At 30.9% G+C, this 14,113-nt stretch carries 14 protein-coding genes and 1 riboswitch; of the genes, 13 read left to right on the forward strand and 1 reads right to left on the reverse strand.

Going from position 1 to position 14,113, the window contains the following annotated elements; all coding sequences use genetic code 11:
• Window positions 1-252 precede the first annotated feature (252 nt).
• The gene (locus OCU47_RS07635) at window positions 253-759 is read left to right on the forward strand and encodes a GNAT family N-acetyltransferase (protein WP_261828003.1); all 507 of its coding nucleotides are present in this window, start codon (window positions 253-255) and stop codon (window positions 757-759) included.
• A 105-nt stretch (window positions 760-864) separates the two neighbouring features.
• On the opposite strand, the gene OCU47_RS07640 is transcribed toward OCU47_RS07635, so the two are convergent.
• Window positions 865-2,316: a DHA2 family efflux MFS transporter permease subunit gene (locus OCU47_RS07640; RefSeq protein ID WP_261828004.1), complete on the reverse strand. Its 1,452-nt coding sequence runs from the start codon at window positions 2,314-2,316 to the stop codon at window positions 865-867.
• A 131-nt stretch (window positions 2,317-2,447) separates the two neighbouring features.
• Between OCU47_RS07640 and OCU47_RS07645 the strand changes: the two genes are divergently transcribed.
• The 12 genes from OCU47_RS07645 (at window position 2,448) to coaBC (ending at window position 14,107) form a co-directional block, all read left to right on the forward strand.
• Window positions 2,448-3,023, forward strand: coding sequence for a PadR family transcriptional regulator (locus OCU47_RS07645; RefSeq protein WP_261828005.1), 576 nt, complete (start codon window positions 2,448-2,450; stop codon window positions 3,021-3,023).
• A 161-nt stretch (window positions 3,024-3,184) separates the two neighbouring features.
• Window positions 3,185-3,844 carry a tRNA (guanosine(46)-N7)-methyltransferase TrmB gene (gene trmB, locus OCU47_RS07650; protein ID WP_261828006.1) on the forward strand — a complete coding sequence of 220 codons (660 nt, stop codon included), beginning with the start codon at window positions 3,185-3,187 and terminating at the stop codon, window positions 3,842-3,844.
• Between the two features lie 290 nt (window positions 3,845-4,134).
• Window positions 4,135-5,775 carry a hydroxylamine reductase gene (hcp, locus tag OCU47_RS07655; RefSeq protein ID WP_261828007.1) on the forward strand — a complete coding sequence of 547 codons (1,641 nt, stop codon included), beginning with the start codon at window positions 4,135-4,137 and terminating at the stop codon, window positions 5,773-5,775.
• Between the two features lie 207 nt (window positions 5,776-5,982).
• Window positions 5,983-6,972: an asparaginase gene (locus tag OCU47_RS07660; RefSeq protein ID WP_261828008.1), complete on the forward strand. Its 990-nt coding sequence runs from the start codon at window positions 5,983-5,985 to the stop codon at window positions 6,970-6,972.
• A gap of 78 nt (window positions 6,973-7,050) precedes the next feature.
• A complete protein-coding gene (locus OCU47_RS07665; RefSeq protein ID WP_261828009.1) occupies window positions 7,051-7,620 on the forward strand; it encodes a TetR/AcrR family transcriptional regulator in 570 nt (189 codons plus the stop codon).
• Between the two features lie 83 nt (window positions 7,621-7,703).
• Window positions 7,704-9,128, forward strand: a complete 1,425-nt coding sequence (locus tag OCU47_RS07670) for an MDR family MFS transporter (RefSeq protein ID WP_261828010.1) — start codon at window positions 7,704-7,706, stop codon at window positions 9,126-9,128.
• Window positions 9,129-9,206: 78 nt separating this feature from the next.
• Window positions 9,207-9,306: riboswitch (purine riboswitch) on the forward strand.
• A gap of 62 nt (window positions 9,307-9,368) precedes the next feature.
• Complete coding sequence (locus tag OCU47_RS07675) at window positions 9,369-10,757, forward strand: NCS2 family permease (protein ID WP_261828011.1); 1,389 nt, start codon at window positions 9,369-9,371, stop codon at window positions 10,755-10,757.
• A gap of 160 nt (window positions 10,758-10,917) precedes the next feature.
• On the forward strand, window positions 10,918-11,799 hold the full coding sequence (locus OCU47_RS07680; protein ID WP_261828012.1) for a YicC/YloC family endoribonuclease: 882 nt from the start codon (window positions 10,918-10,920) through the stop codon (window positions 11,797-11,799).
• 14 nt (window positions 11,800-11,813) lie between these two features.
• On the forward strand, window positions 11,814-12,083 hold the full coding sequence (remA, locus tag OCU47_RS07685) for an extracellular matrix/biofilm regulator RemA (RefSeq protein ID WP_261828013.1): 270 nt from the start codon (window positions 11,814-11,816) through the stop codon (window positions 12,081-12,083).
• Window positions 12,083-12,721 carry a guanylate kinase gene (gene gmk / locus OCU47_RS07690; RefSeq protein ID WP_261828014.1) on the forward strand — a complete coding sequence of 213 codons (639 nt, stop codon included), beginning with the start codon at window positions 12,083-12,085 and terminating at the stop codon, window positions 12,719-12,721. The genes remA and gmk overlap by 1 nt, the downstream gene beginning before the upstream one ends.
• Complete coding sequence (rpoZ, locus tag OCU47_RS07695; RefSeq protein WP_261828015.1) at window positions 12,702-12,920, forward strand: DNA-directed RNA polymerase subunit omega; 219 nt, start codon at window positions 12,702-12,704, stop codon at window positions 12,918-12,920. Before gmk ends, rpoZ begins: the two co-directional genes overlap by 20 nt.
• A 2-nt stretch (window positions 12,921-12,922) precedes the next feature.
• Entirely contained in the window at window positions 12,923-14,107 is a 1,185-nt protein-coding gene (gene coaBC / locus OCU47_RS07700; protein WP_261828016.1) for a bifunctional phosphopantothenoylcysteine decarboxylase/phosphopantothenate--cysteine ligase CoaBC, read from the forward strand.
• The last annotated feature ends 6 nt before the right edge of the window (window positions 14,108-14,113 follow it).

The following is a 14,113-nucleotide window of genomic DNA, read 5'->3' on the forward strand; positions in this document are numbered from 1 at the left end:
TATCACTCCTTGGGAAAATAATAACATATTTAATTGCAAAACACAATAGTTGTGTATTGCAATTAAATATTTAAGCTAATAAAAATATTAATCTGATATATAAGCGAGGTATAATAGTAGGGGAGATGTATGCAGGAAATTAACTTAATATAAGAACTCTTAGATAGGCCATTAAAGTCATCTCAAGAGAGTAAAAAAGTATATAATAACTATTACAAATATTTTTGTGTATTGAAACAAAGGAGAATCAAAATGGAATTTAGAAAAACAGATATAATGGATATTAATCAGGTAATGAATATAATTAAACAAGCACAAACTTACTTTAAGAATCAAGGCATTGATCAATGGCAGAATAACTATCCAAATACTGAAACAATAAGAAAAGATATTGAAAATAATTATAGTTATGTGTTAATAAAAGAACACAATATTGTTGCTACTGCAGCGATTTCTTTTGACGGAGAAAAAACATACAATAATATCTATGATGGGCAATGGATTACTAATGAGGATTATGCAGTTATACATAGAATTGCAGTAGATAGTAACTATAAAGGCTCTGGATTATCATCTGAAATTATTAAAAATGTAGAAATGCTTTGCTTAAATAGAGGTATACATAGCATAAAGGTGGATACCCATGAAGAAAACTTATCTATGCAAAAGATGCTTAAGAAAAATGAATTTGAGTATTGTGGAATAATTTATTTAGAAGATGGAAGTAAAAGAATAGCCTTTGAGAAAAAACTAGATTAAAAACTATAAACTAAAAAGCTCTAAATACAATATAAATTTAGAGCTTTTTTACTTTGATTCTTAATATTCATTTTTAATGTAATTTTAGTTTTTAAGTAGTGCTATTTAAGCGGCTTGTTTCGAATTGAGTTCTTCTATTTTAGATGTTTTCTTTAGTGCTAAGCAAAGAGGTAAGGCAATTAAAGCTATAATTGTAGAAATAAAAAATAAATCATTTATTCCAGAAGTATACGCTTTTGCATGAATTAAATTATTAGGTAAATTAATCTGTGCTAAAGCTGATTCGTGATATTTTGTACGTGTTATAAGTAACGAACTAAAAATACCTATTGCTAATGCACTTGAAACCTGACGAATCCAGTTATTAACTGAAGATGCATGTCCAGATATATTTTTAGGTATAATTGACATGCCTGTATTTGTTATTGGCATAGTTGAAAAAGATATGCCTATGTATCTAACTGTCATCCATAAGATAATGTATGAATGTGGAGTATTTAAATTTAAATTTGCAACTTTAAATGAACCTAAAGCTAAAAGGGAGATTCCAATTGCAATTATTATTCGGGAATCAATTTTATTGTATAAAGTCCCAACTATAGGCATCATAAGAGCCATGGCTAAGGATGGTAATAATAAAATCAGTCCTGAATCTAGTGCAGAAAGATGTTGAATGTTTTGTAGAAAAAGAGGAGTTAATAGGGTTCCAGCATATAAACTTATTGTGACGATGCTTAATGCAATAACGCTGAAGGTATATTTGTTATATTTAAAAACTCGTATATCTAATGCAGGTGATTTCTTTTTTAGTTCTGTCATTATAAATAGAATTAACGAAATAATTCCTAAAACAAATAATCCAAGTGTCATTATTGAAGTCCAACCCCACTTTGAACCTTCACTAAAAGCTATTAATAATGATATGCTTAATGTTACAACTGTTGTAAGGCCAATAAAATCAAAAGAGTGTGAGGTTGAAGGATGGTCTTGAGGTACATAGTGAAAAATCATTAATATAGCTATGATTCCAACAGGAACATTGATAATAAAAATAGCTCTCCAATTAAAATTTTGAATTAACCATCCACTTAATGTTGGGGCAATGGCAGGGGCAAGCATTGATGCCATACTCCATAGACTTGCAGCAAAGGCTTGTCTTTCTCTCGGAATCACTTGATATAAAATAGTCATGGTTGATGGAATTATTAGTCCACTGAACATTCCTTGGATAATTCTAAAAGTAATAAGTAAAGAGATACTAAAGGAAAACGCACACAAAATTGATGATACAGTAAAACCAATAATAGCAAACAAGTATAATTTTTTATAACTAAACTTTCCACCCAAATAACCAGTTAGGGGGCAGGCTGTGCCAGTTGCAAGCATAAATCCGGTAAGAATCCATTTTACAGAATCTAAACTTGTGTTAAATTCTTTGATAAATGTTGGCAGAGCAACATTTACAGCACTGATATTAAATGTCCCTAAGAATACACCAAAAAATAATGAAATCATAACCGACCAAAAGTATAGCTCTTGTTTTTCTTTTGTTTTCATAAATATATAAACCTCCATTTTTAAGTCTTAAGTTATATGTAATTGATTATATGACAAAATGGACATATAATAATCTATATGTTACTACCTAAAGAGTAATATGTCAATTTGTACATATAAGGAGAAATGATATGAATACGTTAGCTTATGGACTTCTTGGAATTTTAGCAAATGAGCCACTTTCTGGTTATGATTTAATGTTAAAAATGAATTTATTTTGGCACACTAGGCATAGTCACATATATCCACTTCTTGCAAAGTTGGAGAAAGAAGGATGTGTTGAATTTACATTAGTTGAGCAATCAGGAAAACCTGATAAGAAGGTTTATACGTTGACACAAAAGGGAACTGAAGTTGTTAAAGAATGGTTACTACAGAATACAGACGCACCAATAAATAAAGATGAAATGTTGTTGAAGGCATATTGCATACATGTATTAGATGAGGATAGTGCCAAAAAGTTAATTAAGAGTAGAGAAGAAATGTATTATAATAAATTTCTTGCCTATGAGAAAAAGATAGCAGATTTTAAGGAGCAACATGGGGAGGAACTTAAGAAAACTGCTTCTCCTTACTTCGGAAGATTTGTTATATTAAATAAAGTATTAGCAGATGCTAAATTGGGAATGGAATGGTGTAAGTGGGTATATAGCTTTTTTGAAGGTGATAAATCAGGTAGCATTTTTGAAAAGAGTTCTTTTTTCTAGAAAAGAATTTGCATTTGCTGAAATAATCAAAGGAAATTCTTTTAATTAGAACAAAAATTAAGTATAATGTATACTGATATAAGGCATCAGAAAAATAAATAACAAGTCCTAAAATGGACTTACGTATTTTTAAAGACGCTCTAAATGAACGGAGGAAGACTATGAGATTAAGAAAGAAACCTTGGGCAAGACCAGAACTTGAATCAGTTCCATTTTTTATAACAAGTCCAAAGGATTATAAAGGAAAGTGGCAAAAGGCTTTTAATAATGATAATCCAATTTATCTTGAACTTGGTTGTGGGAAAGGACATTTTGTTGCAGTACATGGTGCTAATCACAAAGATATAAATTATGTGGCTATAGACATTAAGGATGAAGTTCTTGTTTTAGGCAAGAGAAATATAGAAAGAGAATTTAACAAGGTTGGTAGAAAACCAGAAGAAAATGTTAGACTTATGGCACAAGAAATTTCTTTAATTGAAGAAGTGTTCGATAAGGATGAGATTTCAAAGATATATATTAATTTTTGCAATCCTTGGCCAAAGAAGAAACACAAGAAGAGAAGACTTACTCATGGAAATCTATTAAAAAAATACAAAGGGTTCTTAAAGAAAAATAGTGAGATTTGGTTTAAAACAGATGATGACGAATTATTTAGAGAATCTCAAGAGTATTTTACTCAAAATGGATTTCATATAAAATACATAACTTATGATCTACATGAAAGTGGCTTTGAGTACAATGTAGAAACTGAACATGAAAGAATGTTCACTGAAATGGGCATTAAGACAAAATTCTTAATTGCTGAATACTTTGAATAAAAAATAGTTATAGAGTATATGGAGTAAAAATATAAGATAAATTTATTTTTACTCCATTTTTATGTTTATAGCACGTTGCCAATATAAAATTTGTGATGCTCAAGATGATACGTATTTAGTAAAAAGAAAAATAATTAACACTAAATAGAAAATATTTCCAAGGGAATAAAATCTTTTAGAAAAATCTTTTCGTAACAAATGTTACCGATTAATCCTGAGTGAATTGATATACTATCCTCATAAAGAAGCTATTAAATAAATTATAAATAAACTTTTAGGAGGAATAGTTCATGGGAATGTTTTGTTTTCAATGTCAAGAAACAGCAGGATGTAAAGGCTGCACAGTTAAAGGGGTATGTGGAAAGACTGAAGATTTAGCTAATCTTCAAGATTTATTAGTATATGTGGTAAAGGGCTTAAGTGATGTAGCTGTTAGAACAGAGGAAGCTGGAATAATAAATGCAAAGGTAAATAAATTTGTAGTTGAAAGTTTATTTGCAACAATTACAAATGCTAACTTTGATAATTCAGTTTTTGTTACAAGAGTAAAAGAAGGACTTACATTAAGAGAAGCGTTTATAAACGAAGGGAAAGAAAAGAATGTTGATTTCAGTAATCTTTCAGAAGCAGCATTATGGACACCAAGCAATGATGAAGAGATGCTTGAAAAAAGCACCAAGGTTGGAGTTCTTGCTACTGAAAATGAAGATATAAGAAGTCTAAGAGAACTTATTATATACGGAGTAAAAGGTTTATGTGCATATATTAAACATTCAACTCATCTAGGATATGATGATGATAATATACACAAATTTATGCATAAAGCACTTGCAGCAACATTAAATGATAATGTATCAGCTGATGAATTAGTTGCATTAACTTTAGAAACAGGTAAGTTTGGTGTAGATGCAATGGCATTACTTGACAAAGCTAATACTGAATCTTATGGAAATCCTGAAATAACTAAAGTTAACATAGGAGTTAGAAACAATCCAGCTATCTTAATAAGTGGACATGACTTAAAGGATATGGAACAATTATTAAAACAAACTGAAGGAACAGGAGTAGATGTATATACTCACTCAGAAATGTTACCAGCTAACTACTATCCAGCATTTAAAAAGTATTCACACTTTGTAGGAAACTACGGAAATGCATGGTGGAAGCAAACTTCAGAATTTGAAAGTTTCAATGGACCTATATTAATGACTACAAATTGTTTAGTACCACCAAAGGATTCATATAAAGATAGAGTTTACACTACAGGGGTTGTAGGTTTCAAGGGATTAAAGCACATAGCAACTAAAGAAGATGGAACTAAAGATTTTTCTGAAATTATTGAACATGCAAAGAAATGTGCTTCTCCAACAGAAATAGAAAAAGGAGAAATCATAGGAGGATTTGCACATAATCAAGTTATTGCGCTTGCTGATAAGGTTGTAGATGCTGTTAAGACTGGAGCTATAAAGAGATTCTTTGTAATGGCTGGTTGTGATGGAAGAGCTAAGTCAAGAGATTATTATACTGAATTTGCTAAGGCTCTACCACAAGATACAGTTATATTAACTGCAGGTTGTGCAAAATATAAATACAACAAGTTAAACTTAGGTGACATTGGAGGAATTCCAAGAGTATTAGATGCAGGACAATGTAACGATTCATTCTCTTTAGTTATGATTGCCTTAAAGTTAAAAGAAGTATTTGAGTTAGAAGATATTAATGAATTACCAATAAGCTACAATATAGCATGGTATGAACAAAAAGCAGTTATTGTATTATTAGCATTATTACATTTAGGCGTTAAGAACATTCACTTAGGACCAACTTTACCAGCATTTTTATCACCAAATGTAGCTAGTATATTAGTTGAAACATTCGGAATTGGTGGCATCACTAATGTTGAAGATGATATGAAGATGTTTTTAGCATAATAAGTAGATTAAGTAAATTATTTATCTTTGAAAGTTTATTTTTGCTAAGATTATTGTAAATATAATTAATAATTTAAAGAAAAGAATGGACACACTTTGTTGTCTGTTCTTTTTGTTGTATAATCCTAAGTATATCAAATAATATTTTGACATAATTATTTTTGTAGTAGGTAGAATAAGTTTAAAGCGATTAATGGAGGAATGAAAATGAAAAAAGTTGCAGTAGTATTTAATGGTGGAACGATAACAATGAAAATAGATGAAAGGATCCAAGCAGCTGTGCCTAGTTTAAGCAGTGAAGAAATCATGTCAATGGTAACAGGTATAGAAGGCTTTGCTAAAGTTGAAACCTTCACTTTCTCAACGCTGCCAGGACCACATATGACTCCAGAATTAATGCTTGATTTATCAAAGTATCTTAAGAAGTTAGTAGATAGAGAAGATATAGCAGGAGTAGTTGTAACTCATGGAACTGATACATTAGAAGAAACAGCTTACCTTGTAGATTTAACTTTAGATTCTGAAAAGCCAGTAGTATTTACAGGCGCAATGAGAAATGGATCTGAACTTGGGTATGATGGACCTTCAAATCTCTCAGCAGCAATATGTACAGCTATTTCAGAAGAGGCAAAAAACAGAGGGGTTTTAGTCTGCATCAACGGAGAATTAAATAGTGCAAGGGAAATTACGAAAGCTAACTCAATGGCTTTAAATGCATTTAGAACTCCAAACTTTGGTCCAATAGGTATAGTTGATAATAATATGGTTATTTTCTATAGAGAATGTGTACAAAAGCAGTTTCTAGACATTGATAAAATTGACTCAAAGGTTACTCTTATAAAATGTACTGCAGGAATGGATAGTGACTTATTAGATTATTGTGTAGATAAAGGTCAAAATGGAGTGGTATTAGAAGCCTTTGGTAGAGGAAATATTCCTCCATATATGGTGGACAGTGTTCAGAGGGCTATTGAAAAAGGAGTTTGTGTAGTAGTGGTTTCTCGTTGTTTTGAAGGAAGAGTTTGTGATTCTTACGGTTACCATGGTGGTGGAAAAGAATTAAGAAATTTAGGAGTAATATTTGGTGATAACTTACCAGGACAAAAGGCTAGAATAAAATTAATTGTAGCCTTAAGTAAAAATAAAGATAAAGAAAAGGTAAGACAATTTTTCGAGAAAGGCTTATATAATATTTAGCAGTTTGACAGTAGGAATATAAAATAATATAATAAATGTGTAGACCAGTCACTATAATTTTATGAAAGGTAAATTCATATGAGTAATAAAGCAAATACAAAAGAGAAATTTATAGAAACAGCATCTAGACTTTTTGAAGCTAAGGGATATAATGCTACAGGATTAAATGAAATATTAAATGAAAGTGGTGCACCAAAAGGATCATTATATTATCATTTTCCTAAAGGTAAAGAGGAGCTGGCTTTAGAATCTGTAAATTTGGCAGGACAAAAAATAAGAAATAATATAATTAATAACTTAAGTACTATTAAGAATCCTGTTGAAGCAATTATGAATAATATAGAAGAAATGGCAGTCATAATTGATAAAGAGCAGAGAACTAGGGATCTTTCTATAAGTTTAATTGCGCTAGAAACATATATGAGCAGTGAAGTTTTAAGAAAAGCTTGCGAAGATATTTTTTATTCTATTGAAGAAGTGTATGTTAAAAAATTAATTGAATTTGGCATTAATAGAGAAAGAGCAGAGGAACTAGGTATTGTAATTTTTGCAATGGTTGAAGGTGGAATTACTTTGTCACTTACAAAGAAGAATGGTGATTCCCTTAGATCAATTGCAAGGCAAATACCTTTGCTAATTAAGATATAAATACTTGTAAAATACCCATAATGTAATGGGTATTTTTTATGAATTTAATTATGTAGACTGGTCTAAAAAGGAGGAAAAGTTTAATGGAAGCAATGAAAACAACAAGACCAATACCTAAAATTAATACTAAAGCAATAATTGGAGTATTAGTACTAAGTGCATTTATAGCAACATTTAATGAAACTATTCTTAATGTTGCGTTATCTTCACTAATGAAAGAAATGAATGTTACAGCAGTTACCATTCAATGGTTGATAACAGGATATATGATAGTAACATCTGTAATGGTTCCAGTTACAGCTTTTTTAATACAATCTTTTGAAACAAAACAACTATATTTAGGAGCTATGACTTTATTGTTAATTGGAACTATATGTGCAGCATGTTCAGGATCATTTCCAATGTTACTTATTTCGAGAATGCTACAAGCTTCGGGTACTGGTATGATGATTCCACTTATGATGAATACTGTTTTAATGGTAACATCACCACAAAATCGTGGCTCAGCAATGGCAGTATGTGTTTGTGCAATTTCTCTAGGACCAGCCCTTGGACCAACAGTTTCAGGAATTATTTTGCAAAGTTTTAGCTGGCATGCATTATTTATAATGTTAGCTCCTATAATATGCTTTGCAATGATTTTGGGATACATATTTTTAATAAATGTATCAACGCTTACAAAACCTAAAATTGATATTTTATCAATAATATTATCAACTTTGGGAATTGGAGCAGTTATATATGGTATTAGTAGTTTAAGTGGCGATGGAAACAAAATGACTATTGGAATAATATTTATTATAGGACTATTGGCTTTAATTATATTTAGTAAAAGGCAATTATCATTAAAACAACCAATGCTTGAAATAAGAATTTTTAAGTACCCTATATTCTCTATAGGGGTAATACTTGTAATGATTTCTATGATGACAATGTTCACTATGAATGTAATGTTACCAATGTATCTTCAAGGATCACTAAAAGTTTCTACTTTTGTTGCAGCAATAGCATTATTACCAGCATCACTTGCTAACGGGTTTATAACTCCAATAGGAGGTAAAATATACGATAAATTTGGGGTGAAGGTACTTATTCCAGTTGGATTTATTATAATTTTAATTCCGTTGGCTATGCTATCAAGATCAACTTGTAATACATCATTAATCACTGTGATAATATCATATATAGTAGTGTGTATTGGTGTTGGTCTTACTATGTCACCTTGTCAAACTAATTCTCTTACGCAATTGCCAAAGAAGGATTACCCTCATGGTGTGGCTATAGTAAATACTTTTCAGCAAATATCAGCTGCTCTAGGCTCATCTTTATTTATAGGAATAATGTCAGCATCACAATTAAAAGCTATGAACAATTTAGCATCAGAAAAAGTTGCAGTGGCTACTGGATTCAGTTCAGCTACATCAGTTTCTGCAGCTATAGTTTTAGTTGGACTTTGTTTATCTTTTACATTGAGATTTAATAAGAATCAGATAAAAAGTAAGCAATAACAGGAATATAATATAAAAAGTGAATGATCTAATGCCTTGAAATAATAACGCGAATATTGACGAAAAAGTTAAAAAATAATATAATAGTATTTTGTTACTTATATAATCTTAACAATATGGGTTAAGAGTATCTACCAGATGCCTCAAATATCTGACTATAAGTTAAATTATACTAGGTATGAAAAGGTCTGTTATGGTAAAACATAATAAGACCTTTTATTACGTTAAGGGAGGAAAAAAATGAAAAACGCAGGTTACAAAGAAAACTTCTTAAGCCGTTTTGGGGACAAAGATGTGGATTTCAGGAGAGAAATTAGGGCTGGTATTACCACTTTCTTGGCAATGGCTTATATCATTGCAGTAAATCCAGCAACACTAGGGGCAACTGGAATGAATCAGAATGCTTTGGTAACAGCTACTTGCTTGGTATCAGGGCTAGCTACAATTTTAATGGGGTTATATGCTAATTTGCCTTTTGGTTTAGCACCAGGTATGGGACTGAATGCTTATTTTGCATACACTGTCTGTGGAACAATGGGAATATCATGGCAGGTAGCTTTAGCAGCAGTTTTTGTAGAAGGCATAGTTTTTATTTTATTATCGTTATTCAAAGTACGTGAAGCAGTGGTTCAAGCAATACCACTTAATTTAAAGTATGCTGTTACAGCAGGTATAGGAATGTTTATTGCTTTTATAGGTTTTGTAGATTCAGGAGTTGTAATTAAAAATGAAGCTACATTTGTAGGAATGGGAGCTTTTACTACGCCAAAGGTAGCAGTGGCTGCTGTAGGATTATTTTTAATCGTTGTACTTGAAAAAAAGAAAGTTAAAGGATCTATTCTTTGGGGAATTATTGGTGCAACAATTGTAGCTTGGGGATATGCTTTTATAAATCCTGCTTCAGCTGAATTTTTTGGAATTAGTATGCCTAAAGGGGTTGTTGCATTTGCACCGCTTTCTCCTATAGCTGGAAAGTTAGATTTAGGATATATGATGAACTCTAAAAATCTTTTGACTTTTATAGGGATAGTATTTACTTTCTTATTTGTTGACTTTTTTGATACAGTAGGAACTTTAGTAGGAGTTGCTTCAAGAGCAAACATGCTAAAAGAAGATGGAAGTGTGCCTAATGTTGGAAAGGCATTGATGACAGATGCTATTGCAACAACAGCAGCAGGATTAGTTGGTGTTTCTGCAATTGCAACTTATGTTGAAAGTGCAGCAGGAGTTGAAGAGGGTGGAAGAACTGGATTTACAGCGATAGTTACAGGAGTATTATTCTTGTTAGCTATGTTTTTCTCACCATTATTCGTAGCAATCCCAACTTGTGCTACAGCTCCAGCGCTTATTTATGTTGGATATTTAATGCTTGAATCGGTTAAAAATATTGATTTTTCTGATATTACAGAAGCTTTACCAGCATTCTTAATAATTGCGTTAATGCCATTGACTTATTCTATAGGAGATGGATTAACAGTAGGTATATTAAGTTATGTTATAATAAATCTTATTGTAAACTTCACTGTAAAGGATAAAGCTAAGAAGAAAAAGATATCAATTGTAATGCTTGTATTAGCAGTGATATTTATTTTGAAATTATTCTTACCAGCGATAATGAAGTTGTTTTAAATTATATTTAATTAATATTTGTATAGAGTAAAAAGGTTCAAACTTTTGAGCCTTTTTATTTTATAAAAATAAATGTTAACATTTTGTAAACAAACTGTTGACATAGAAGGGTTAAGTCTTTATTATATAATTATTGTGTTAGGAAAGGGGTGGTAAACTAATGGTTAAAAGCATGACTGGTTTTGGTAGAGCCACAAGTGAAGAAGGAGCTAAACGTAACTTTTCTATTGAGGTAAAAAGTGTTAATAATAGATATCTTGATATTAATATTAGAATGCCAAGAACGTTAATATCGTTAGAAGAAAAGGTAAGAAAAGTTGTTACTGAGAAGTTAAACAGAGGAAAGGTAGATATTTTTATAAATTATAAAAATTATGGAGAAAGTGAAAATTCTATCAAATTAGATTTGAATTTAGCTGACAACTATGTGGAAACACTAAAGCAGTTAGAAGATAGATACCATTTGAATAATGACTTATCGCTTTCACTAGTGGCAAAATTTCCAGATGTCATTAAGCTTGAAGAAAAAGAGGAAAACTTAGATGACATATGGAGTGAAATAGAACCTATTATTAATAAAGCTATAGAAAAAAACATAGAAATGAGGATAGCTGAGGGTGAAAAACTAGAAGCAGATATTACTGTTAAATGTGCTAATATGGAAGAGGCAATAAAAGTAATTGAAGAAAGAAGCGAATCTATTGTAGAAGTTTATAAGAATAAACTTCAAACTAGAATTAAAGATTTATTAGGTAACATTGAAGTTGATGAAGGAAGAATTGCTACGGAAGTTGCAATATTTGCAGATAAAGCAGCTGTTGATGAAGAAATCACAAGATTTTATAGTCATTTATCTCAAATGCTAAATACCCTAAAATTAGATGAACCTGTAGGAAGAAAAATGGATTTCATAGTTCAAGAAATGAACAGGGAAGCTAATACTATAGCTTCAAAGTCTACTGATATTGATATAACTAATATAGTTATTAATATAAAAAATACCATAGAAAAAATAAGAGAGCAAATTCAAAACATTGAATAATTAGGAGGAATATAATGGGTATTAAGTTAATTAACATTGGTTTTGGAAACATTGTTTCAGCTAATAGATTAGTTGCAATAGTAAGTCCAGAATCAGCACCGATTAAAAGAATAATACAAGAAGCAAGAGATAGAGGTATGCTAATTGATGCCACATACGGCAGAAGAACTAGAGCTGTTATAATTACAGATAGTGATCATGTTATTTTATCAGCAGTTCAACCAGAAACTGTAGCTCATAGATTATCTACAAAAGATGATATAATAGAAGAGGTTGAAGAATAATGGATATTAATACAAAAGGAGTATTAATAGTCATATCAGGACCGTCTGGTGCTGGTAAGGGTACTATTTGTAAAGCACTTTTAGAGAAAGATAAAAATTTACACATTTCAGTATCAGCCACAACAAGAAGTCCTAGAGCCGGTGAAGTTGATGGTGTAAACTATCACTTTATGACAAAGGAAGAATTCAAGGATAGAATAGAAAAGGATGATTTCCTTGAATTCGCTGAAGTCTATGGCAACTTTTATGGAACCCCTAAATCAGGTGTTCAAGAATTACTTGATAAAGGGTACAATGTAATATTAGAAATTGATATACAAGGAGCTTTAAAAGTTAAGGAAAAAGTTGATGATGGTGTATTTATTTTTATTTTACCTCCATCAATGGAAGAATTGAAAGCAAGGATTATAAACAGGGGTAGCGAAACAGAAGCTTCTCTTATGACTAGATTCAAATCCGCTTATCAAGAAATTAATTATGTATCAAAATATAACTATGCAGTGGTAAACGACACTGTAGAAGAAGCAGTTAGAAAAATAGAAGGAATACTTTTAGCAGAAACTTGCAGAGTTGATAGAATAAAAGAACATATTTTAGATTCAAAGGAGGGCTTAATTCATGAACAACTCTATGATTAATCCATCAGTAATAGATTTACTAGAAAAGGTAGAAAACAGGTATACATTGGTAATTGTAACATCCAAGAGAGCTAGACAATTAATAGACGGAGATGAAGTTTATACATCTGTAGATTCTCATAAACCATTAACATTAGCTATAAACGAAGTAAATGAAGGTGCTGTTGAGTACGAAAGAATTAAGGATGGTTACAAATAAAAATGGAAAATAAAAAGGTTGTAATCGGGGTATCAGGAGGAATTGCTGTTTATAAAGCTTTAGATGTAATAAGCACTTTAAGAAAAAATAATGTAGAAGTTAAGGTCATTATGACTGAATCAGCTACAGAATTTGTTTCTCCTCTTACCTTTCAATCTTTAAGTCAAAACTTAGTAGCTGTAGATATGTTTGCTGAACCTAAGGCTTTTGAAATTCAACATATTTCTTTAGCACAGTGGTCAGATTTAATGATTATTGTTCCAGCTACAGCTAATATTATAGGTAAAGTGGCTAATGGGATTGCAGATGATATGTTATCAACTACTATTATGGCTTCTACAGCTCCAGTTTTATTTGTTCCAGCTATGAATACTCATATGTATGAAAATAAAATTGTCCAAGATAATATCAAGAAACTTCAGGATTATGGCTATGAGTTTATTGAACCAGCTGAAGGAAGGCTTGCTTGTGGTGACATAGGCAAAGGAAAGTTGCCAGATACAGCTTTAATTTCTGAAATAATATTGTCAAAACTTTATCCAATAAAAGATATGGTTGGGCAAAATGTACTTGTTACAGCTGGACCTACAGTATCGCCTATTGATCCAGTAAGATTTATTTCAAATAATTCTTCAGGTAAGATGGGATATGCTATAGCAGAGGAAGCAAGAGACAGAGGTGCAAATGTGGTTTTGATTTCAGGACCAACATCGCTTAAGCCACCTGTTGGTGTTGAGGTGATCAGTGTTAAAACTAACGGTGAAATGTATAATGAGGTTTTAAGTAGATATGATAGTCAAGATATTGTAATTAAGGCTGCAGCAGTGGCTGATTATAAAGTTGAAGAATATTCTACAAGAAAGATCAAAAAATCTTCTTCAGATTTACAATTAAAATTTGTAAGAGATAATGATATATTGAAAACCTTAGGAGATAAGAAACAACATCAAATATTAGTTGGTTTTGCAGCAGAAAGCAATGATATAATTGAGAATGCTATAGGTAAGATAGAAAGAAAAAATCTTGATTATATAGTTGCCAATGATATAACTGCAAAAGACACTGGATTCGAATCAAATTATAATAAGGTTATTATAATAGACAAAACAGGAAAACAAATTTCTTTGGATAAGATGAGTAAGAGAAAAGTTGCAAAAAATTTATTTGATGAGATAAAAAGGCGCTAATGGCGC

It is taken from the genome of Clostridium sp. TW13 (genome assembly GCF_024345225.1).
Classification (GTDB): Bacteria; Bacillota; Clostridia; order Clostridiales; family Clostridiaceae; genus Inconstantimicrobium; species Inconstantimicrobium mannanitabidum.